This window comes from Pyxidicoccus sp. M15 (assembly GCF_056858435.1).
The window spans coordinates 7,837,957-7,859,250 of sequence record NZ_CM166495.1; the positions used below are offsets into that span (position 1 = coordinate 7,837,957).

Genomic DNA, 21,294 nt, shown 5'->3' on the forward strand with positions numbered 1-21,294 from the left:
TTCCGGCTCAGCCGGAATGGCTCGGGGGTTCCGGCTCAGCCGGAATTGCTCGGAGTCGCGGCTTCAGCCGTTGAGGGACTTGGAGAGCGCCTCGGCGATCTCCTTGGCGTACGCCTCGTTGCGAGCGGCGTCCTCGCCCTCGATGAGCACGCGCACCTTGGGCTCGGTGCCGGAGAAGCGCACCAGCACGCGGCCGGCGTTGCCCAGCCGCTGCTCCACGCTCTTGATGGCCTTCATCACCTCCGGCAGCTCGCCCAGCTCCTTCTTCTGCTTCACCACGATGTTCACCAGCGTCTGGGGAACGGGCTCGAAGATGGAGGCCAGCTCGCTCAGCGGCTTGCCCTGGCGGCACATGACGGCCAAGAGCTGCAGCGCCGCGAGGGTGCCGTCGCCGGTGGTGGTGTGGTCCAGGAAGATGAGGTGGCCGCTCTGCTCGCCGCCCAGGTTGTAGCCGTTGCGGCGCATCTCATCGACGACGTAGCGGTCACCCACGCGGGTGCGGGCCACCTTCACGCCCCAGCGCGCCACCGCGCGCTCCAGGCCGATGTTGCTCATCACCGTGGACACGAGCGTCTTCTTCTTGAGCTGCTTGCGCGCCACCAGCTCACCCGTGCAGATGGCCATGATGGCGTCGCCGTCCACCACCTTGCCCTTCTCGTCCACGACGATGAGGCGGTCGGCGTCGCCGTCCAGGGCGATGCCCAGGTGGGCGCCGTGCTTCACCACCGTGCGCGCCAGGTTCTCCGGGTAGAGCGCGCCGCACTTGTGGTTGATGTTCTTGCCGTCCGGGTTGACGCCCAGGGTGATGACCTTGGCGCCCAGCTCCTCGAGCACCGCGGGCGCCGTCTTGTAGGCCGCGCCGTTGGCGCAGTCGACGACGATGGTCATCCCCTCCAGGGTGAGCTCGCGCGGGAAGGTGGCCTTCAGGTAGACGATGTAGCGGCCGCGCGCGTCCTCCATGCGGAACGCCCGGCCAATCTTCGTGGCCGTGGGGCGGATGGAGTCGATGGAGCCGCTGGACAGCAGCTCTTCAATCTTGCCTTCCGTCTCGTCCGGCAGCTTGAAGCCGTCGCGCCAGAAGAACTTGATGCCGTTGTCCTCGTAGGGGTTGTGCGACGCGGAGATGACCGCGCCCGCGTCCGCCCGCATGGAGGTGGTGAGGTTGGAGATGCCCGGTGTCGGCAGCGGGCCCACGAGCTCCACGTCCACGCCCATGGAGGTGAGGCCGGCGGCGAGCGCCTGCTCGAGCATGTAGCCCGACAGCCGCGTGTCCTTGCCGATGATGACCCGGTGCCGGTGCGGCCCGTTGCGGATGAGGTACGCGAGCGCACGCCCGAGCTGCATCGCGACCTCGGCCGTCATCGGGTAGACGTTCGCCTTGCCGCGCACGCCGTCCGTACCGAACAGCTTCTGCGACGCCCGCTCCTCCTTGGGAGGCATATTCATCCTGTACGCCATGTGTGCCGCTCCACCTTTCCCACGCCGGGCCTGCGCCGGCCTCTCGACGTCGGGGCTTATACCCCGCCCTCTAGACGGGCCCGAAGCTACGGACCCGGTGCTCCCTGGGCAACCACCCAGGCATGCAGGCTTATCAGCCTCACTCAGATTGCGAAATCGATACCAACGCCTTCGCCGAGGGGGCCGCCTCCCTGCGTGCCCCCCGACAGTGCCCGGAAGTCCACACCCCGAGGACTGAAAGCCACACCAAATTACCGGCTGTACAGCAAGCCACCCTCCAATCCTTGCCGGATGGCGTCCACCACGGTGAGGGCGTCCCGCGTCTCCACCACGTCGTGCACCCGCACCACGTCCGCGCCGCCCAGGGCGGCCACCGCGGCCACGGAGCCCAGCGTCGCCGCCAGTCGCTCGGAGGCCGGCTTGCCCCCCGTGAGCTTCCCCAGGAAACCCTTCCGGCTGGTGCCCACCAGCAGCGGCAGCCCCAGCACACGCAGCTCCCCCAGGCGACGGAGCAGGAAGAGGTTGTGGTCGAACGTCTTCCCGAAGCCGATGCCCGGGTCCAGGAGGATGCGGCCGCGCGGCACGCCCGCCGTCACCGCCCGCGCCACGGCTTCCTCCAGGAAGGACAGCACCTCGTCCACCAGGTCGTCGTAGCGCGGCGCCTGCTGCATGGTGGCCGGCGTGCCCTGGATGTGCATGAGGCAGCAGGCCGCCCCTGCCTCGGCCACCACGCGGGCCAGTTCCGGGTCCGAGCGGAAGCCGGTGATGTCGTTGACGAGGTGCGCGCCCGCCTTCAGGGCCTCGCGCGCCACCGCGGCCTTGGTGGTGTCCACCGACAGGGGCACCGACGTCCGCGCGCGCAGGCCCTGGATGACGGGCAGCACCCGCGCCACCTCCTCCTCCACGCCCACCGCCTGGGCGCCGGGACGGGTGGATTCTCCACCTACATCCAGCAGGTCCGCGCCCGCCTCCGCCAGCGCCACGCCGTGGGCGATGGCGGCCTCCGCGTCGAGGAAGCGGCCGCCGTCGGAGAAGCTGTCCGGCGTCACATTCACGACGCCCATGACGTAGGTGCGCGAGCCCCACGCGAAGGTGCGCCCGCCCAGCTCCAGCGCCGCCGGGGCCCTGTCCGCCGACAGGGCGCGCTCCAGCGCGGAGGCCAGCTCCAGCACGGGACCGCCCTTGGCGTGCGCCGCCGCCGCCAGCCGCTCCAGCTGCTCCCTGCGCCCCGTGAGCAGGCCCGTCCCCGGACGCGCCTGGGCGTCGCCCGGAATCCAGGCGGGGTACTTCGCGGTGGCCTCGGAGCGCACCTGGAGGAAGCGCACCGCGTCCGCCGTCAGCCCGGTGAGCAGCACCTGGAGGTGGGGCAGCTTCGCGAGCAGGTCCTCACGGGCGGCCGCGGGCAGCCCCATCCGCTGGAAGGCCAGCAGCAGGTCCTCCGGTCGGTCGGCGGCAATCGGACGGGCACGAATCATCGGGAGCGGGCTCCTGGACGCACGGGCTCCACCCTACCCCCACCCCGCGGCCCCGGCGCTGAACTTCTCGCCGAAGCGACGGCTGCCGGGCATTAGATGCGGAGCCATGGACCTCAACGAGCTCCTCGTCTTCGCGCGGGTGGTGCAGGCCGGCAGCTTCACCTCGGCGGCGCGCCTGCTGCGGATGCCCAAGTCCACCGTCAGCCGGAAGGTGTCGGATTTGGAAGAGCGCATCGGCGCGCAGCTCCTGCACCGCACGTCGCGCAAGCTGCGCCTCACCGACGCGGGGCAGGCCTACTACGCGCACGCCGAGCGCATCGTCTCCGAGGCCGAGCAGGCGGAACAGGCCGTCACGCGCCTGCAGTCCGCCCCCCACGGCCTGCTGCGCGTCACCACGCCGCTCACCTTCGGCTGCATCGGACCGCTCGTCTCGGAGTTCCTCCAGCGCCACCCGCAGGTGCAGCTGGAGCTGGTGTGCACCGAGCGCGCGGTGGACCTGATGGAAGAGGGCTTCGACCTCGCGGTGCGCGCGGGGCGCCTCGCCGACTCATCCCTCATCGCGCGCAGGGTCGGCCACATCGAGCACATCGTCGTCGCCTCCCCCGGCTACCTGAAGCAGCGCGGCACGCCCAGGGCGCCGAAGGAGCTGGAGAAGCACGACTGCATCCTCTTCGGCACGGCGCTGGAGCGGAGCACCTGGACGCTGTCCTCGGGTGGCAGGCCGGTGCAGGTGCCCGTGCGAGCGCGGCTCGCGGTGAACGAGCCGGACATGCTGCGCGCGGTGACGCTGGCGGGCGCTGGCATCGCCCTCTTGCCCAACCTCAACTACGCGGAGGACCTCGCCACCGGACGCCTGCGGCACATCCTCCCCGACTGGAGCTCGGCCGCGGTGCCGGTCCACGCCGTCTACCCGAGCAGCCGCCACGACTCGCCCAAGGTGACGGCCTTCGTGGACTTCCTGCGCGAGCGCTGGCCCGTCCGCCCGGTGGCGTGAGACGACGCCGCGCGGTCGTCCAATGGGTGGAACGATGGTTCCCAGTTCCTCGTCTGGTGGGGAGGGGGGCGCTGTCGCATCTTCCTTCTCGAAGACGGACGGGCCCTGGTGGCCAACGCCTTCCGCAGACAAGGAGCACACCATGATGACCATTCGACCTTCCGAAGCCCGCGGCCATGCGAACCACGGCTGGCTGGACTCCCACCACACCTTCTCGTTCGGCGGCTACTACGACCCGGACAACATGGGCTTCCGTGCCCTGCGCGTCATCAACGAGGACCGTGTCATCTCCGGCGAGGGCTTCGACACGCACCCCCACCGCGACATGGAAATCATCACCTACCCCTTGAGCGGGGCCATTGCCCACCGTGACAGCACGGGCGGCACCGGGCTCCTGCGCGCGGGCGAGGTGCAGCGGATGACGGCCGGCACCGGCGTGCTGCACAGCGAGATGAACGGCGCGGACGAGGAGCTGCACTTCCTGCAGATCTGGATCATCCCCGAGAAGCGGGGCCTGAAGCCCGGCTACGAGCAGAAGCTCTTCACCGAGGCCGAGCGCCGGGGCCGCTGGCGCGTGGTGGTCAGCCCCGACGCGCGCGAGGGCAGCCTCACCGTGCACCAGGACGTGTCGCTGCACGGCACGCTGCTGGGCGCGGGCGAGTCGGCCGAGTACACGCTCGCTCCGGGCCGCCATGCCTGGGTGCAGATGGCGCGCGGCAGGGCCACGCTCAACGGCGTGGAGCTGAAGGCCGGTGACGGCGTGGCCGTGTCCGACGAGTCGCGGCTGGTCTTCACGGCCACCGAGCCCGTCGAGGCGCTGCTCTTCGACCTGGCCTGAGGGCCGGGCTCGAGTGAAGGCCCGCAAAGCGCAAAGGCCCTTCCCGGTCCGCTGGGAAGGGCCTTCGTCATTTCAGGACTTCGGAGGAAGCGACTTAAGCCTTCTTCGGCTCCATCGTCGGAATCGCCTCGAGCGCGTCGAGGATCTTCCGCTTGTCCTTCTTCTCGGTCGCCTTCGGCGGAGCGTTGACGCGCGGGGGCGGACGCTCACGGGTCAGCTGGCCGCCCTGGAGGAGGACATTCACGTCCTCGGCGTCCAGCGTCTCGTACTCCACCAGCGCCTCGGAGACGCGCTTGAGGGCCTCCAGGTTCTCCGTCAGCAGGCGCTTGCCGTTGTCGTAGCAGCCCACGACGATGCTGCGGACCTCGGAGTCGATCTGCCGGGCGGTGTCCTCGGAGTAGTCCTTGGACGAGTTGAAGTCGCGGCCCAGGAACACCTCACCGTCGCTCTTGCCGAACGCCAGCGGGCCCATCTTCTCGCTCATGCCCCAGCGGCACACCATGGCGCGCGCCGTCTCGGTGGCGCGCTCGATGTCGTTCGCCGCGCCGCTGCTCATCTCGTTGAACATGAGCTCTTCGGCGATGCGGCCGCCCATGGCCATGGAGATCTGGTCGAGCATCTGCTTCTTGTAGCCGTTGACCTTGTCCTCGACGGGCAGGCTCCAGGTGACGCCCAGGGCCTGGCCGCGCGGGATGATGGTGACCTTGTGGAGCGGATCACACCCGGGGAGGAGCTTGGCCAGCAGCGCGTGGCCCGCCTCGTGGACGGCGGTGTTCCGCTTCTCCTTCTCGGTCATGATCATGGACCGGCGCTCCGGGCCCATGAACACCTTGTCCTTGGCGGCCTCGAAGTCGCTCAGGTCCACGCGCTCCTTGTTCTGGCGCGCGGCCATGAGGGCCGACTCGTTGACGAGGTTCTCCAGGTCCGCGCCCGTCATGCCCGGCGTACCGCGGGCGATGACCTCGAGCTCCACTTCCGGAGCCAGCGGCACGCGGCGCGTGTGCACCTTGAGGACGCCCAGGCGCCCCTTGAGGTCGGGACGCGGCACCACGATGCGCCGGTCGAAGCGGCCGGGGCGCTGGAGCGCCGGGTCCAGCACGTCCGGACGGTTGGTGGCGGCAATCAGGATGACGCCGTCGTTGGACTCGAAGCCGTCCATCTCCACGAGCAGCTGGTTGAGCGTCTGCTCGCGCTCGTCATGGCCGCCGCCCAGCCCCGCGCCACGGTGGCGACCCACGGCGTCGATTTCGTCGATGAAGATGATGCAGGGGGCGTTCTTCTTGCCCTGCTCGAAGAGGTCGCGCACGCGGCTGGCGCCGACGCCCACGAACATCTCCACGAAGTCCGAGCCGGAGATGGAGAAGAACGGAACACCGGCCTCACCGGCCACCGCGCGGGCGAGCAGCGTCTTGCCCGTGCCCGGAGGGCCCATCATCAGCACGCCCTTGGGGATGCGGCCGCCGAGCTTGGTGAACTTCTTCGGGTCCTTGAGGAAGGCGACGATCTCCTCCAGCTCCTCCTTGCACTCGTCCACGCCGGCCACGTCCGCGAAGGTGACCTTGTTGTGGCTCTCGCTGAGGAGCTTCGCCTTCGACTTGCCGAAGGTCATGGCCTTGCCGCTACCGCCCTGCAGCTGGCGCATGAAGAAGATGAAGAAGAGGAACAGGAATACGACGGGCATCCACTGTCCGAGGATGGTCAGCCAGAGGCTGTTCTGCTCCTCGCGCTCGTACTTCACGTCCACGCCGTTGGCGCGGAGCTGGTTGAGCATGGCCGCGTCCGGCGCGGGGCCCGTCGTACGGAACTTCTCGCTCGTATCGACGAACTTGCCAGAGTAGGTGTTGCCCTTGACGGCGACTTCCTTGACCTTCTTCTCCTCCACCTTCGACAGCAGCTGCGTGAAGGATGGCTCCTGGACCTGGTCATTGCCCTGGGAGAAGAAGTTGTAGAAGGCGACGAAGAGGACGATCAGGATGACCCAGAGCCCGATGGTCTTGTAGGTCGAACGCACGTGTCAGCTGCCCTTTCGGTACTCGGCGGGATGAGGGCCGCGCTGGGAAGAACCCCAGCTATTTCCATCATTTGGCCGACACCAGGCGAGCAACCCAACGTCGGACCGTATCAGCAACAGCAAAAAGCCCTCAACTATTTAGGGGGGCGCGGCCATCCCCACTCGCTGGACTGCTCCCACCCTATAACGAAGGGGGCCGCTGAATGCTTGGACCGGGTGGGGCCGCCCAGAGGGAGTGTCCGGAAGACACACCTGTGAGCGTGGGTGCCCACAGCCCGGGGAGCCACAACACCTCCCCCCCGGCATCCACCACCACCGGCCACGCGCCACGCGCCTCCGCCGGCACCCGAAGGTCCACCAACAGGTCCTGGAGCTTCCGTTGTCCCGCGTCCGTCCGGACGCGGTCGCCCGCCTGGCGAGTCCGCACGGTGAGCGGCCAGTGCGTCCCTTCCGCGAGCGACAGGCTCCACACGCCCGCGGGCGGCGGCCCCTGCTCCACGCAGAAGCGCCAGCCCGTGCCCTCCAGCGTCCCCTCTGCGCCCACCCCCGCCAGTTGCAACCGGGTGGCGACGTCAGGCCGCGGCGGGCCCACGCAGCGCACCCGCCCGCTCGCGGCGCGCAGCACCAGCCCCCGCCCCAGCGTGGCCGTGCCTCCGCGCTCCACCGCGATGAGCACGCGCGCCAGCGTGGCGTCATCCGCCGGCACGCCCGCCACGTCCAGCAGCCGGGCGAGCACCCTGCGGCGCAGCGGTGACTCCAGCGCGCGCACGCCGGGCGCATCCAGGCTGCCGTCCTCCAGCACGAGCCGCGCCCACGACTCGTCCGCCAGACGCGACAGGAGCGCGTCGTCCTCCGCCGCATGCCGCGCGAAGGACGCCAGCCGCGCCTCCACCGCGTAGCCGGCCGCCCGCGACAGGGCCGGCAGCGCGTCCTTCCGGATGCGCGTGCGGAAGAAGGTCGGGTCGGCATTCATCGGGTCTGTCCAATAGGAGACAGCTTCGGCCGTGAGGAAGGCGAGCACCTCCTCGCGGGTCAGCTCCAGGAGCGGGCGGACGAGCCCCGCGCGCGAGGCCTGGATGCCGCCCGCGCCCCGCAGCGCCGTGCCGCGTGCGAGCCGCATCAGCAGCGTCTCCGCCTGGTCGCTCGTCGTGTGCGCGGTGGCCACCGCGTCCAGTCCGCGCTCGCGGCGCAGGGCCTCCAGGGCCTCGTAGCGGGCCTGGCGCGCCCTCGCCTCCAGGCCGGGGCCGGAGCTCAGGTGCAGCTCGCGAACGTGGCAGGGCAGGCCGTGCTCGGCGGCCAGGCGGGCGACCGCCTGGACCTCCGCCTCGGACTCCAGTCGCAGGCCATGGTTCAGTGTCGCGACCTCCACGCGCAGCCGGAGCGCGGGGGCGACGCGCGCGGTGCCCACCAGCAGCGCGGTGGAGTCCGCGCCTCCCGAGACGGCGAGCAGCACCGAGCGGCCCTCGAGGCCGAGGCGCTGGTACGCCGCCTCCAGCGTCTTCGTCAGCGGCGGGGGTTGGGAGCGAGTGCGGGGCATCTGACAGGGCCGGAATGGATTGTCGAATGGCTGGGTTACAGAGGCGCGTGCGGTTGAAGGTAGGGGGGGCGGTTCTTATGATCGTCACACCGGATGGGCGTGGTCGCGGTAGCGGAAATAGACGCTGCCGCCGGGGATGTTGAAGGACGGTCGAATTTCAAGGTGTTGGGCCTAGGGGTCCCCCCCCTCCCCCTCTGGGCCCACGGGTCCGCCAGGAGATCCACTCCCGGCGGTCCCTCTTTCCGAAGCGCCCCGGACTTCCTCGTTGAGGTCCGGGGCGTTTCCTTTTTCGCGCCACGCTGCACACGTCACGTGCGACTGCACGCGCCCGGGGGTTGAGCGTGCGGTCGCGGAATGAGTCCTCCGAAACCGTTGACCCTCTTGGGAGTCTGTCGGATAACGACCCCGGTGTGTTCAGGTCGTCACCTCGAATCCGCCCCGGAGACCCAGGTATGGCAGGCACTGACAAGCGCAAGCAGTCGCTGTACTTCCCCGAGGAGATGTTGAAGGAGATCCAGGAGGAAGCGACCCGCCAGGACCGCTCCCTGTCCTGGGTCGTGCAGCAGGCATGGAAGATCGCCCGTGAGCGCATCAAGTCGTTCCCGGCCGTCAACGATGTGACTGGCGACGAGCGCCAGGACCCGCGGGAGGAGTAGCGAGGGCATGGCCACGACCGACCATCGCAAGCAGAGTCTCTACTTCCCCGAGGACATGCTGGAGGAGATCCAGCGTGAGGCGACGCGGCAGGACCGCTCGCTGTCCTGGATTGTCCAGCAGGCGTGGAAGGTGGCGCGCGGCGACATCCGGAAGATGCCTTCCGTGAATGACGTGCTGAGCCCGCCGCCGCGTCCCGCCGTGGCCCCCGTGGCTCCGTCGGTGGCTCCCACGGCCCCCATGCCCGTGGTGGCCGCGGCTTCATCCTCGGACGAGCCGAAGTAGTCGCAGCAACCGGGCCCGCGCCCGGCCCACCGGCATCCCGAGCCGGCGGGCCGCGCGGGTCGACAGCGGTGCCCGTGCTCCATCCGGCGCCTTACTGAGGGCCGTTTTTTTGCCGGGCCTCCAGTGCCGTGCGAGGGATCTGCGCACTCCATGCGCGACTCGCTGGCCTTGCACCTCGCACTGTTCCGCCGCCAGAGGGCGCAGCTCGCCCGGGTGGTGGACGGTCAGACCGAAGCCTTCCGCGCCTACGAGGCGCGCTACCGGCGGCGTACCGCCGGCTACCGGCGCATCGTCACGCTGCCGTCCGTGCACCAGCAGGTGCAGGCCGCGGACGTGGTGTACGTCGGCGACTACCACACGCTCCCGCTCGCGCAGCAGACGTACCTGACGCTGGTGGAGCGCGCGCTCGCCTCGGGCCGCCGCGTCGTGCTCGCGCTCGAGTGCGTGGAGGGCCGCCACCAGGCCGCGCTGGACGCGTGGCGCGCGGGCCGGATGCCGGAGCGCGCGCTGCTGGAGCGGCTGGGGCTCTCCGCGAGCGGCAACGGCTTCGGCTCGGCCACGGGCACGCGCGCGGTGCTCGCCTTCGCACGGCGGCACAAGCTGGAGGTGGTGGGCATCGACCGGCGCGCGCAGGGCGAGCGCTCGCTGGCGCTGCGGGACGCCTACGCGGCCGAGCGCATCGCTCGCGCGGCCCGGGCCGAGGACCGTCCGCTGGTCATGGTGCTGGTGGGCCAGTACCACGTGGCGCCCTGCCACCTGCCGGCGCAGGTGGAGCGCGCGCTCGGCGCGGACTCGCGGCGGGGCCTCGCCGTGTACCAGAACGCGGAAGGCGTCTGGTGGCGGCTGGCGCGCGAGGGGCGCGTGGGCGCGGCGGAGGCGGTGGAGCTCGCGGACGGCGCGCTGTGCCTGCTGAACGCCTCCCCCGTCGTGTGCCAGCAGAGCTTCCTGGACTACCTGGAGGCGGAGGCCGGCGACGCGCCGCTGATGGACCGGAGCGCCGCGGAGCGGTTCCGGGAGATGTCCTCGCTGATTGGACGGCTGGCGGGCGTCCCGGTGGTGCGGGCGCTGGACTCGGTGGACGTGGCGACGGCGGCGGACGGCGACGTGCTGGCGCGCATCCAGCGGCGCGGGCGCTTCACGCACGCGGAACTGGCGCAGCTGCGGCGGCACATCCTGTCGCGGGAGAGCGGCTACATCCCCCGGGCGCGCACGGCGTACCTCGCGTCGATGTCGCTGAACCACGCGGCGGAGGAAGCCGCGCACTTCGTCCGGCACTGCGCGGTGGGCGACGCCATGGAGGCGCCGCGCCGCGCGTCCGAGGCCTTCTACGCGCGCTGCCTGGAAGAGGCGCTGGGCTTCTTCGGCTCGAAGCTGGTCAATCCGCGGCGCACGTGTCCGGGGCTGGCCGAGTGGGCCAAGCGCTTCGGCGAAGGCCGGGGCGTGGAGCGGCAGATTGCCGCCTTCGTGCTCGCGCACAAGGCCGCGGAGACCGAAGGGCCGGAGGAGGCCGTGAAGCTCCTCCCCCTGCGCAAGGACCGGCTCTTCCACGGCGTCAGCCACGCGCTGGGGTACCTGCTGGGCGACAGGCTGTACCAGGCCTTCGACGCGGGCAGCGTGGCGAAGGCCGAGGTGCAGGCGCTCTTCCGAGACCCGTTCGAGGACCCGCGCGGCGCCTACTTCACGTGGACCGGGCGCCTGGGCGCCTGAGCCGGGACTTCGGCGCGCGTGGGGCTACAGCTTCTGCGTGGGCGCGGACTGGCCGTCCTTCGGCTTGACGACGCTCTTCACCTTCGCCTTGAAGGCCTTCATCTTGTCCTTCATCTGCATGCGCTGCTCCTCGGTGAGCTGACCACCCGCCGCCTCGCGCTGGGCCTTCATCTCCTCGCGGAGCTGCTTGCCCTCGGTCTTGAACTGGTCGGCCTGGGCCTGGGTGAGACGCCCCTCGGCCACCGCCCGGTCCAGCCGCTTCTCCAGGTGGAAGAACCGCCCCCCGTGCTTGTGGCGCTTGTGGTCCCGGCCCTCGTGGCGGCCCTGCTCCGCGGGGGCCTGCGTGGGCGTGGACTCGGCGGCCAGCACCGGAACGGCGAACAGCAGCGACGCAACGACAGCGGACCGCAGGGCAGACGTCAGACGCATGATGGGGTTCTCCTCGGGTTCACGACGACGCCGGGACTCCAGCCTCCCGTCGTCTCCTGCCTGTAGGAACCCCGCGCCCGGCAAAAGGTTAAATCCGCCCCGTCCTGGGCCGGAAGAAGACGGGCTCCGAGAGTGACGCCGGAGCCCGCCCTCCCGCCCTCCGGCCTATCGCGTCACGGGCTTCACCGCGCGCGTGGCGATGAAGCCGGAGAGGTAGTCGGACAGCTTGTCGCCGGAAACGTGCTTGTCCTCGAAGAGGCCGGTGATGGCGAAGCCCGCGTCCGTCTGACCGCCGAGCTGGTCCTCCAGCGAGTGCGCGAAGACGAGGGGCTCGTCCTTGTACCGGGCGCGCTCCTCGTCCGTGAGGCTGGTGAAGTCCGAGTACGGCATCTTGTACTTGAGCTGCATGACGCCCTGCTGCTCCAGCGCCGGGTCGAACAGGTAGATGACCGGGTTGCAGATGCCGGACAGCAGCGCGCCTCCGGGGCGCAGCACGCGGTACGCCTCGCGCCACACGGGGCGGATGGCGTCCACGAAGCAGTTGGAGCACGGGTGGAAGACGAGGTCGAAGCTGGCGTCCGCGAAGGTGGACAGGTCGCGCATGTCGCCCTCCACCAGCCGCAGCTCCAGGCCATCACGCTCGGCCACCAGGCGGTCCTGCCCGAGCTGCGCCGGCGAGTTGTCCAGCACCGTCACCCGCGCCCCGGCCGCGGCGAAGACCGGCGCCTGCTGCCCGCCCGCACCCGCCAGGCACAGCACGTCCCGGCCCTTCAGGTCCCCGAACCACGCGCGCGGCACGGGCTTGTTGGGGGTGAGCACCACGCTCCACTCCCCACGCCGCGCCGCGGCGATGACTTCCGGGCCCACCGGTATCGTCCACCGGTCCCCCTTCGCCACCTGCCGGTTCCACGCCTCGCGGTTGTATTGCCTCACGTCGACGTCAAGTGTCATGCAGCACCCGTCCTTCCATGCCACCAGCCACGGTGATGACCTCGCCCGTGACGTGGCCGGAGATTCGGTCCGAGGCGAGCGACACCACGACGCGCGCCACGTCCTCCGGCTGACCAACCTTGCGCAGCGGCATGGTGCGCGTCACCCGCTTCACGAAGGCCGGGTCGTTCATCTTGTCGCCGTGCCGCTCCACCGCCGTCCACCCCGGGCACACCACGTTGACGCGGCCCAGCGGGGCAATGCGTCCCAGCTCGTTCTTCAGGCTCTTGACGAAGCCGCCCGCCAGCGCGCCCTTCGCGGCCGCGTAGTCCGAGTGCCCCGCCTCGCCGAACAGCCCCGCCGTGGAGCTGATGATGACGATGTTGCCGGTGCCCGTGGTGGCCACGTGCCGCAGGAAGGCACGGCAGCTCAGGAACACGCTGTCCAGGTTCTCCGCCAGCGTGCGGCGCCAGCGCTCCAGCGACATCTGCCACACCGGCTCGTCGGGCTTCGGCCATACGCCCGCGTTGCACACCAGCACGTCCAGCCGCCCCAGCGCGGACAGCGCCGCGGGCACCAGCGCGTCCACGTCCGCCTCCACCGTCAGGTCCGCGCGCACCGCCGCGCCGCCCACCTCGCGCGCCAGCGCCTCCGCTCCCGTCCCGTTGGAGTGGTAGTGCACCGCCACCTTCGCGCCCTCCTCGGCGAAGGCGCGAGTCAACGCCGTGCCGATGCCCCCCGCGCCGCCCGTGACGAGTACGCCCCTTCCCTTCAGCTCCGTGTCCATTCGCTAGTCCTTCCGTGAGCCCCGCGTGCGCTGGAGCCGGGCACACCCGTGGCGTGTCCGGGAGCTCCAACGCGAGCGGGACCGTGGCTCCTGACGATGATTCGAGGTGAGGACCCGGGCCGGCTGTGGCCCGGGTCCGAGCGCGGCTCAGGTGAGGCGCAGCAGCTTGCGGGCCTGCTCGGGCGTGGCCGGCTCGCGGCCGTTCGCCCGGGCGCGCCTGGCGGCCTCGGCGACCAGCTCCCAGTTGCCCTTCGCGAGCACGCCCTTGGACATGTAGATGTTGTCCTCCAGGCCCACACGCGCGTTGCCGCCGCGCTTCGCCGCCTCGTCCACGTAGGGCAGCTGGTGCCGGCCCACGCCCGCCACCGTCCAGGTGGAGCCCTCCGGCAGCGAGGCAATCATGAAGTCCAGCACCTCGGGCCGGGGCTGCAGCGTGCCCGGCACGCCCAGCACGAAGTCGAAGTGCGCCGGCAGGTCCACCAGCCCCTCCTTCGCCAGGTAGCGGGCCTCGTCAATCATGCCCACGTCGAAGCACTCCAGCTCCGGCCGCAGGCCGAGCGCGCGGATGCGCTTCGCGATGTCCCGCACGAGCGAGCGCGGGTTCCAGAACACGTCCTCGCCGAAGTTCACCGTGCCGGTGGTCAGCGTGGCCATGTCCGGCCTGTCCGCCCCGGTGAGCGTCAGCGGGCCGCAGCGCTCGTCCACCGTCATGCCCACCGCGCCGCCCGTGGACGTCTGGATGAGCACGTCCGTACGCTTGCGGATGGCGCGGATGGCGGCGCGAAACAGCTCCGCGTCCTGCGAGGGCTTGCCATCCGCCGTGCGCACGTGGATGTGCACCATGGCGGCGCCGGCCTCGCGGCAGCGCACGGCGTCCTCGGCAATCTCCTCGGCCGTAATCGGCAGGTGCGGCGTCTGCTCGCGCGTCGTCTCCGCGCCCACCATCGCCGCGGTGATGACCATGGGAGTGCTCATCGCTGGCCTCGCTGCTTGTCCTTGGGAACCACGCAGGTGCCCGAAGCACGGCACACCACCACCGGCTCCTGCAACAGGTCCGCCGCCGAATCGTTCACGTCCGGGCGCGGCCGGATGACCTTGCGCGCCTCGAAGCGCATCTTCCGCGACGTGTTGCCCGCGCTGACAATCTCCCCTTCCGCCTCGATGAAGTCCCCGGCGTACACGGGCGCGAGGAACTCCACCGAGTCGTAGGCGCGGAACAGCCCCTCGTCGCCGTCGCTGCGGATGCACAGCTCCGTGGCCACGTCGCCGAAGAGGCCCAGCATGCGCGCGCCGTCCACCAGGTTGCCGCCGTAGTGCGCGTCGTGGCTGCTCATGCGCAGGCGGATGATGGCCTTGGTCCCCGTGCTCACTTGGGCTCTCCCTGGTAGTGCATGCCGTGCGGCTCCTTGCCTTCCTTCTTCAGGAGCGCATGGACGATGTAGTTGGCCACGTCCGACGGCTTGGTGCCCGGGCCGAAGCCGGCGTCGAAGCCCAGCTCCAGCGCCAGCTTGTGGTCCACGCGAGGCCCGCCCAGGAGCAGCTGGACCTTGCCGTGGATGCCCGCCGCCTTCGCCGCGTCGATGAACTGGCGCGAGTTGTCCTTGTGCACGTCGCGCTGCGTGACGACCTGGCTCACGAGAATCGCGTCGGCGTTCTTCGCCAGCGCCTTCTTGATGAGGTCCTCGTTGGGCACCTGGCTGCCCAGGTTGTACGCCTCGAAGCCGGGGTAGCGCTCCAGGCCGTAGTCGCCCGCGTAGCCCTTCATGTTCAGGATGGCGTCGATGCCCACCGTGTGCGTGTCCGTGCCCGTGCAGGCCCCGAACACGACGATGCGCCGGCCCACCTTCTCCTTGATGAAGGCGTTGAGGTCGTCGAAGGACATCTTCTTGACGATGACCTCGGGCACGTCGATTTCGGCGTAGTCCAGGTACATGCCCGAGCGGGCGTAGATGACGAAGAACGTGTAGTTGTCCGCGGCGCGCTCGGCGGCGGCCACCTTCACGTCGGAGAACCCCATCTTCTTCGCGAAGACGGCGGCGGCCTCCTTGGCCTTTTCCGACAGCGGCACCGGCAGGGTGAACGACAGCTGCACCACGCCGTCGTCGCGCCGGTCGCCGTAGGGACGGATGATCTGCTTGCTCGGCTTCACCATCGGCTCATTTCCCCCCGAACCGCTGCAGCTTCACGCTGGTGCCCACCTTCTCCGCCAGCGGACCGAACCGCTCCTTCTTCCCCTGCTCCAGGTAGAAGACGACGGACCAGGTGGTGCGGCCGTCACATCCGACGTACGTCACCGTGTCCACCGCCCCGCCGGAGGGCGCGGTGTCCGTGTCCAGCCGCTTCGCCGCCGGCTGCCCGCCCACCTTCATGCGCGCCCAGTTGGCGCCGCCAATGGACTTGACGATCTTGTCCACGCACGTGTCGGCCTTCATGCCCGCGGTCTGCACCGCGCCCACGTCCACCAGGAAGTAGGCGTCACCGCTGGGCGCGGAGAACTTGTTCGTGCCGTCCTCCGTCGAGCGGGTCCAGGCCGCCGGCACCTGGAGGGACACGTTCTTCACCTGGAACTGCGCCAGTGCATCCGCGGAGCCACCAGCAGCCACCACCACGGCGAGAATCGTACCCAGCATCACGCAGCCTCCAGGAGTTCCAGGAACGGGTTGAAGTAATCCGGGGCCTTCTCCAGCACTCCATCCAGGCCCTTGCCGCCAGTCTCTTCGCGCTTCACGTCGCCGAAGTGGCCCTTGCCGATGGCCGCCACCATGCCCTCGTCACGGCACTCCTGCAGGAGCTTCATCGCCTGGCCGAACACCTCGCGGGCCCGGTTGGCGATCTTCCCATCCTCGCGGACGGTGAACTCCTCGTCGATGCCGCGCGCGGCGCGGTGGATGTAGGACGCGGACTTGAGCGCCACGTAGCGGTCCGCCAGGAGCGGCGTGTGCATGGCCTCGGTCATCATGCCGAGCAGCTGGATGCCCTGCCGCGTCCAGATGGCCACCAGGTCCGCCATCACGTCGTACGCGTGGCTGAAGAAGATGTCCGTCTCCTTGTGCTTGGTGGGCGGCATGTACTTCAGCGGCGCGTCCGGGAAGCAGCGGCGCACCAGCATGGCCTGCGACAGCTCCAGGAGCAGCGTGTCGTCGCGGTACGGGTCGATTTCGTACGAGTGGCCGATGCCCAGCTGCCAGTCCTTGAGGCCCGCGCGCTTGGCGAAGCACTCGTTGATGAACTGGCTGGCGATGACGGTGTGGGCCGCGTCGTACGCGTCCGCGGTGGTGATGTAGTTGTCCTCGCCGGTGTTGATGATGATGCCGGCCATGGCGCAGATGCGGCGGCTGAAATACTGGTCGATGAAGGTGCGCCGCATGTTGATGTCGCGGAAGAGGATTCCGTACATCGCGTCGTTGAGGAGCATGTCCAGCTTCTCGTAGGCCGCGCAGAAGGCGATCTCCGACATGCACAGGCCGGACGAGTAGTTGGTGAGCTGGATGTAGCGCTTGAGCTTGCGGCTCTCCTCGTCCAGGGCCTCGCGCATGATGCGGAAGTTCTCCTGGGTGGCGTACGTGCCGCCGTAGCCCTCGGTGGTGGCGCCGTGGGGCACGTAGTCCAAGAGCGACTGCGCGGTGGACCGGATGACGGCGATGACGTCCGCGCCGGCCTGGGCGGCGGCCCGGGCCTGGTCCACGTCGTCATAGATGTTGCCCGTGGCGACGATGACGTACTTGTGCGGCGCGGGCGACATGGGGAACTGCTTGCGGAGCTCCTCGCGCTGGGCGATGCGGGACTTCATGTCCTCCATCGCGGCGCGGGCCTCGGCGCGGACCTCCTCGCGCAGGTTCTGCTCCTGCTCGGGCGGCAGCGTACCGAGCTTGTCCGTGGGCAGCGCCGTGAGCTTCTCCACGGCCTCCAGCGGGCTCTTGGCGCCCAGGTGCAGCGCGCGGCCGTACCAGTAGGCGGCGCCCTTGTTGAGCACCCCGGCGGCCTTGAGCTTGTCGACCATCAGGTTGGCGAGCGGCACGCCGCGCGCGCCTGCTCCGGAGATGCCGAAGAAGCGCAGCACGGTGCGCTCGGTGGATACGGTGGTGTTGCGGCGGATGAGGTCGAAGATCGGGTTGACGATCTCCTCCGCCAGCTTGCGCGCGTGGTCGATCTGCGCGTCTTCAATGAACGGGCCTGGCATGCGCGCACCTTACCCGCCCAAGCGCCCACCGGAAGCGGCGAAGCGCACCCGCAGCGCCCCTGGCGCACCGCATTATCGGTTCTGAGCGCGTGCACCGGCTGAGCGGTGTGAAGCCTCACCGAGGGGCCGGTGAATCACCGGCATTTGGGTGGATTGGGCTCAAAATTGATTTCAAGCCATTGATAACACTGAGGGTGCGCACTCGGCACGGGCCGTGCTGTGGAGCGCGGCGTCTCACCCCGACAACGAGGAAGACCCCGTGCAATTCCGCTCCCTGCTGCTGACGGCGACCCTGCTTGGCGGTCCGGCCCTGGCCGAGACACCGCCCCCTCTCACCACCGACTCCGGCTCCCCGGTGGGGACCAATCAGAGCTCCAAGACGGCCGGCCCGCGCGGCGGCGTGCTGCTGGAGGACTTCCACCTCATCGAGAAGCTGGCCCGGTTCGACCGTGAGCGCATCCCCGAGCGCGTCGTCCACGCGCGTGGCACCGGCGCCTACGGCACCTTCGAGAGCTACGACAACTTCTCCCACCTCACCCGCGCGTCCATCTTCTCCGCCAAGGGCAAGAAGACGCCGATGTTCGTGCGCTTCTCCACGGTCATCCACCCGTCGGGCTCGCCGGAGACGCTGAGAGACCCTCGTGGCTTCGCGCTGAAGTTCTACACGGACGAGGGCAACTGGGACCTGGTGGGCAACAACCTGCCCGTCTTCTTCATCCGGGACGCCATCAAGTTCCCGGACATGGTGCACTCGCTCAAGCCGTCGCCGATTACGAACAAGCAGGACCCGAATCGCTTCTTCGACTTCTTCTCGCACCAGCCCGAGTCGACCCACATGCTCACGCAGGTGTACTCGGACCTGGGCATCCCGGCGAGCTACCGGCAGATGAACGGGCACGGCGTGCACTCGTTCAAGTTCGTCAACGCGAAGGGCGAGTACAAGTACGTCAAGTTCAACTGGGCCTCGCAGCAGGGCGTGAAGGGCCTCAACACCCCCGAGGAGGTCGCCCGCACCGTCGCGCAGGACTTCCAGCACTCCACCACGGACCTGTACGCCTCCATCGGCGCCGGGAAGCTCCCCTCGTGGGAGCTGTCGGTGCAGGTGCTGGACCCGAAGGACCTGGAGAAGTTCAGCTTCGACCCACTCGACGCGACGAAGGTGTGGCCCGAGGACAAGGTGCCCGCCGTCAAGCTGGGGAAGTTCACGCTGAACAAGATGCCGGACAACTTCTTCGAGGAGACCGAGCAGGCGGCGTTCTCCCCCGGCGTCATGCCCCCGGGCATCGAGCCCTCCGAGGACCGGCTGCTGCAGGGCCGCCTCTTCTCCTACGCGGACACGCAGCGCTACCGCATCGGCGCCAACTACCAGTCGCTGCCCGTCAACCGCGCCAAGGCCCCGGTGAACAACAACAGCCAGGCGGGCTCGATGAACTTCGCCAACACGAAGTCGGATGTGAACTACGAGCCGAGCGTCACCCGTGAGACGCAGGACGCGCAGCCCTACCTGCTGTCGAGCGCTCCGCTGAACGGGACGACGCAGCAGCGCGGCATCGAGAAGACGGACAACTTCTCCCAGGCGGGCGCCTTCTACTCCGCGCTCGACGCGGCGGCGAAGGAGCGGCTGGTGAAGAACATCGCCGCGGACCTGGGCCAGGTGAAGGATGCGCGCGTGAAGGCCCGCATGGTGGGGCACTTCTTCATGGCCAACGCCGACTACGGCACGCGCCTGGCGAAGCTGGTGGGCGTGAAGGTGGACGACGCGAAGGCGGCCGTGGCTCCGCTGGCGTCTCGCTGAACGTCCCTGACGTACCGGGCCCCGGCGCGCTGTTCCGGCCGGGGCCCGCTGTTTCCCGCTGCTCTGCCTGAGAGAGGGCCGTGGTGGACACACCCGGGTAAGCCTCATCCCGGCTCTCTCTCACGTGGAGCGCGACTTCTGGAGGACTCCATGGTTCGCAAGCTGCTGCTCGGAACGCTCGGTCTGGTGGTGCTGGTGTGCGCGGTGCTCACCGCGTCGTGGCTGTCCCTCCGCTCGGCGCCCGCGCCCCAGGGCCGGCTGCTGGCCACGAGCGAGGCGGAGCGCTACCTGCTCGAGGCCGCTCGCGCCGGGGACGTGGAGGTCGTCACCGGGCTCATCAAGGCCGGCACGCCCGTGGAGGCCCGCGATGCGCGGGGCTTCTCGCCGCTCATCCTCGCCGCGTACCACGGCCACACGGACACGGTGCGCGCGCTGCTCGCCGCGGGCGCGGATGCCTGCGCGGGCGACAACCGCGGCAACACCGCGCTGATGGGCGCGGCCTTCAAGGGCTATGCGGACATCGTCGGGCTGCTCAACCAGCAGCAGTGCGCGGTGGACCAGACCAACCGCTTCGGCCAGACGGCGCTGATGTTCGCCTCCCTCTTCGGCCGCAAGGAGGTGGTGGAGCAATTGCGCAAGCAGGGCGCGTCACCCGAGGTGCGCGATGCGAGCGGCCGGTCCGCACAGGACTGGGCGGCGACGCAGGCGCCCGCTGCACCCGTTGCGCCCGCACCTTCGGAGCCCTCCGCATCGGCGCGGTGAGGCGTCGTGGCTCCAGGATGGGGCGCACGCCCCTCCATCGGTCGCGGCGGTGCTCCGCGTGGAGTCCCGTACCGCCGTGCGCCGCGTCCAGGCGGAGACCGACGCCTCAGACGTACCGGGTGGCGAAGAGCTGGAGCAGCGCCGGCTCGGTGCGCAGCAAATCGAGCGTCAGCGCGGCGTGGTTGGGCACGTAGCCGTTGCCCACCACCATGGTGACGTCCTTGCCCACGCCCTCCGCGCCCAGCGCCGCGGCGGTGAAGCTGGTGGCCATGGAGAAGAAGATGGCCGTGCCGCCGTCCTTCACGGACAGGATGGTGGCCATCTCCGTGTTGCCCACACTGGCGCAGTTGACCACCAGGTCGCAGAGCTGGCCGCCCGTGGCCCGGCCCACCGCCTCCATCACGTCCACGCCCTGCGTCGCGTCCACCTTCAGCGCCACGTCACACAGGCCAATGGACGACAGCATGTCGAGCGCCCCCTGCGACACGTCCAGGGCAATCAGCTTGCCTCGGCTCTCCAGGTTGCGCCGGGCCTGTGCCAGACACAGCGCGCCGCTCTTGCCCGCGCCCAGCACCGCCACCGTCATCCCCGGCCGCACGTGCCGCGCCACCAGCGCGGGCGCCCCGCAGACGTCCAGCGCCGCCAGGGCCAGCGTGTCCGGCATGTCCGACGGCAGCTTCGCGTAGATGCCGCTGGCGAACAGCAGCGCGTGCCCCCGGATGTCCACGCGGTCGATGTCCGCGTGCACCGCCTTCACCTCTTCAATCACCAGCGGCGTCAGCGTGAGGCTCACCAGCGTGGCGATGCGGTCGCCCACCTTGAGCAGCTCGCGCGCGGGGTGCTGTGGGCCCAGCTCCTTCACACGGCCAATCAACATGCCGCCCGAGCCCGTCACGGGGTTCTGCATCTTCCCCCGCTCGCGGACGATTTCCTGGATGCGCGCGCCGATGCGCGCCGGGTCCCCGCCCACCTCGCCCTTGATCTGCTTGAAGGAGGCCGCGTCGATGTTGAGGCTCTCCACGTCGATGAGCATTTCCGCCTCGCGGCATGGCAGCGAGGGGTCCAGCTTCCGCGCGCGCTGCGGCAGCACGCCAGTCTCTCCGACGACGCGAGACAGCCCGTAGAGGTCGATGCCCATGTTCCCGTCTCCCTGAAGGTCCGAGCGCCATGCCGCGAGGCGCGCACGGTGCTGCGTCTACCCGCTCCCACCGGGCAAAGGCCAGCACCACGTCACCCCACCCCGCCCCCTTCCGTCCCGGAGTGGCCGTTCGGCCCCGGGCCGCCGCCCTTCCCGGGCACGGGCCAGCGCCACGTGACTCCGCCCCTTTTCCATCCCACATTGGCCGTCCGGCGCCACTGCCACACTCCCCGTGGCCCGCCAGCCACGGTGGCAGTCCACTCCTCCCGCCAAGGCCGCGAGGTTCCGAGGGAATCGCCGTACCGCACGGACTG

Annotated in this window: 20 protein-coding genes; 7 read left to right on the forward strand and 13 right to left on the reverse strand. The window is 69.9% G+C overall.

The features are described from left to right. Positions 1-63: 63 nt before the first annotated feature. Both glmM and folP read right to left on the reverse strand, forming a co-directional pair. Complete coding sequence (gene glmM / locus ACX9TP_RS28810; protein ID WP_482973842.1) at positions 64-1,458, reverse strand: phosphoglucosamine mutase; 1,395 nt, start codon at positions 1,456-1,458, stop codon at positions 64-66. Positions 1,459-1,709: 251 nt separating this feature from the next. Continuing rightward, positions 1,710-2,933, reverse strand: a complete 1,224-nt coding sequence (gene folP, locus ACX9TP_RS28815) for a dihydropteroate synthase (protein WP_482973843.1) — start codon at positions 2,931-2,933, stop codon at positions 1,710-1,712. Between the two features lie 106 nt (positions 2,934-3,039). Here folP and ACX9TP_RS28820 point away from each other — a divergent pair, with 106 nt between their 5' ends. Together ACX9TP_RS28820 and ACX9TP_RS28825 are read left to right on the forward strand one after the other, a co-directional pair. Further along, entirely contained in the window at positions 3,040-3,927 is an 888-nt protein-coding gene (locus ACX9TP_RS28820) for a LysR family transcriptional regulator (protein ID WP_482973844.1), read from the forward strand. A 142-nt stretch (positions 3,928-4,069) separates the two neighbouring features. Then, positions 4,070-4,765: a pirin family protein gene (locus ACX9TP_RS28825; RefSeq protein WP_482973845.1), complete on the forward strand. Its 696-nt coding sequence runs from the start codon at positions 4,070-4,072 to the stop codon at positions 4,763-4,765. 94 nt (positions 4,766-4,859) lie between these two features. Here ACX9TP_RS28825 and ftsH read toward each other — a convergent pair whose 3' ends face one another. Together ftsH and tilS are read right to left on the reverse strand one after the other, a co-directional pair. Then, a complete protein-coding gene (gene ftsH / locus ACX9TP_RS28830; RefSeq protein WP_482973846.1) occupies positions 4,860-6,776 on the reverse strand; it encodes an ATP-dependent zinc metalloprotease FtsH in 1,917 nt (638 codons plus the stop codon). A gap of 181 nt (positions 6,777-6,957) precedes the next feature. Beyond that, positions 6,958-8,313 (reverse strand): tRNA lysidine(34) synthetase TilS, encoded by a 1,356-nt coding sequence (gene tilS, locus ACX9TP_RS28835; RefSeq protein WP_482973847.1) that lies wholly within the window; start codon positions 8,311-8,313, stop codon positions 6,958-6,960. A 452-nt stretch (positions 8,314-8,765) separates the two neighbouring features. Here tilS and ACX9TP_RS28840 point away from each other — a divergent pair, with 452 nt between their 5' ends. From ACX9TP_RS28840 to ACX9TP_RS28850, 3 genes are all read left to right on the forward strand, one after another. Then, complete coding sequence (locus ACX9TP_RS28840; protein WP_002638649.1) at positions 8,766-8,969, forward strand: TIGR04563 family protein; 204 nt, start codon at positions 8,766-8,768, stop codon at positions 8,967-8,969. A 7-nt stretch (positions 8,970-8,976) separates the two neighbouring features. Beyond that, positions 8,977-9,252, forward strand: coding sequence for a TIGR04563 family protein (locus ACX9TP_RS28845; RefSeq protein WP_482973848.1), 276 nt, complete (start codon positions 8,977-8,979; stop codon positions 9,250-9,252). A 150-nt stretch (positions 9,253-9,402) separates the two neighbouring features. After that, a complete protein-coding gene (locus tag ACX9TP_RS28850; RefSeq protein ID WP_482973849.1) occupies positions 9,403-10,959 on the forward strand; it encodes a ChaN family lipoprotein in 1,557 nt (518 codons plus the stop codon). A gap of 24 nt (positions 10,960-10,983) precedes the next feature. Here ACX9TP_RS28850 and ACX9TP_RS28855 read toward each other — a convergent pair whose 3' ends face one another. The 8 genes from ACX9TP_RS28855 to kamD all read right to left on the reverse strand — a co-directional run bounded on the left by ACX9TP_RS28855 (position 10,984) and on the right by kamD (position 17,285). Further along, entirely contained in the window at positions 10,984-11,388 is a 405-nt protein-coding gene (locus ACX9TP_RS28855) for a hypothetical protein (protein WP_482973850.1), read from the reverse strand. A gap of 165 nt (positions 11,389-11,553) precedes the next feature. Further along, positions 11,554-12,339 (reverse strand): class I SAM-dependent methyltransferase, encoded by a 786-nt coding sequence (locus ACX9TP_RS28860; protein ID WP_482973851.1) that lies wholly within the window; start codon positions 12,337-12,339, stop codon positions 11,554-11,556. After that, positions 12,329-13,105 carry an SDR family NAD(P)-dependent oxidoreductase gene (locus ACX9TP_RS28865; RefSeq protein ID WP_482973852.1) on the reverse strand — a complete coding sequence of 259 codons (777 nt, stop codon included), beginning with the start codon at positions 13,103-13,105 and terminating at the stop codon, positions 12,329-12,331. Before ACX9TP_RS28865 ends, ACX9TP_RS28860 begins: the two co-directional genes overlap by 11 nt. 147 nt (positions 13,106-13,252) lie before the next feature. Continuing rightward, entirely contained in the window at positions 13,253-14,080 is an 828-nt protein-coding gene (kce, locus tag ACX9TP_RS28870; protein WP_482973853.1) for a 3-keto-5-aminohexanoate cleavage enzyme, read from the reverse strand. Next, positions 14,077-14,475: a 3-aminobutyryl-CoA ammonia lyase gene (kal, locus tag ACX9TP_RS28875; RefSeq protein ID WP_253979786.1), complete on the reverse strand. Its 399-nt coding sequence runs from the start codon at positions 14,473-14,475 to the stop codon at positions 14,077-14,079. Before kal ends, kce begins: the two co-directional genes overlap by 4 nt. Beyond that, entirely contained in the window at positions 14,472-15,257 is a 786-nt protein-coding gene (gene kamE, locus ACX9TP_RS28880) for a lysine 5,6-aminomutase subunit beta (protein WP_482973854.1), read from the reverse strand. Before kamE ends, kal begins: the two co-directional genes overlap by 4 nt. Positions 15,258-15,261: 4 nt before the next feature. Beyond that, positions 15,262-15,738, reverse strand: coding sequence for a hypothetical protein (locus ACX9TP_RS28885; RefSeq protein WP_482973855.1), 477 nt, complete (start codon positions 15,736-15,738; stop codon positions 15,262-15,264). Beyond that, complete coding sequence (gene kamD / locus ACX9TP_RS28890; protein ID WP_482973856.1) at positions 15,735-17,285, reverse strand: lysine 5,6-aminomutase subunit alpha; 1,551 nt, start codon at positions 17,283-17,285, stop codon at positions 15,735-15,737. The genes ACX9TP_RS28885 and kamD overlap by 4 nt, the downstream gene beginning before the upstream one ends. A gap of 259 nt (positions 17,286-17,544) precedes the next feature. On the opposite strand from kamD, the gene ACX9TP_RS28895 reads away from it, so the two are divergent. Both ACX9TP_RS28895 and ACX9TP_RS28900 read left to right on the forward strand, forming a co-directional pair. Next, complete coding sequence (locus ACX9TP_RS28895) at positions 17,545-19,080, forward strand: catalase (RefSeq protein WP_482973857.1); 1,536 nt, start codon at positions 17,545-17,547, stop codon at positions 19,078-19,080. A 150-nt stretch (positions 19,081-19,230) separates the two neighbouring features. Continuing rightward, positions 19,231-19,842, forward strand: a complete 612-nt coding sequence (locus tag ACX9TP_RS28900) for an ankyrin repeat domain-containing protein (RefSeq protein ID WP_482973858.1) — start codon at positions 19,231-19,233, stop codon at positions 19,840-19,842. 106 nt (positions 19,843-19,948) lie between these two features. On the opposite strand, the gene kdd is transcribed toward ACX9TP_RS28900, so the two are convergent. Then, positions 19,949-20,980 carry an L-erythro-3,5-diaminohexanoate dehydrogenase gene (gene kdd / locus ACX9TP_RS28905; protein ID WP_482973859.1) on the reverse strand — a complete coding sequence of 344 codons (1,032 nt, stop codon included), beginning with the start codon at positions 20,978-20,980 and terminating at the stop codon, positions 19,949-19,951. Positions 20,981-21,294: the final 314 nt, after the last annotated feature.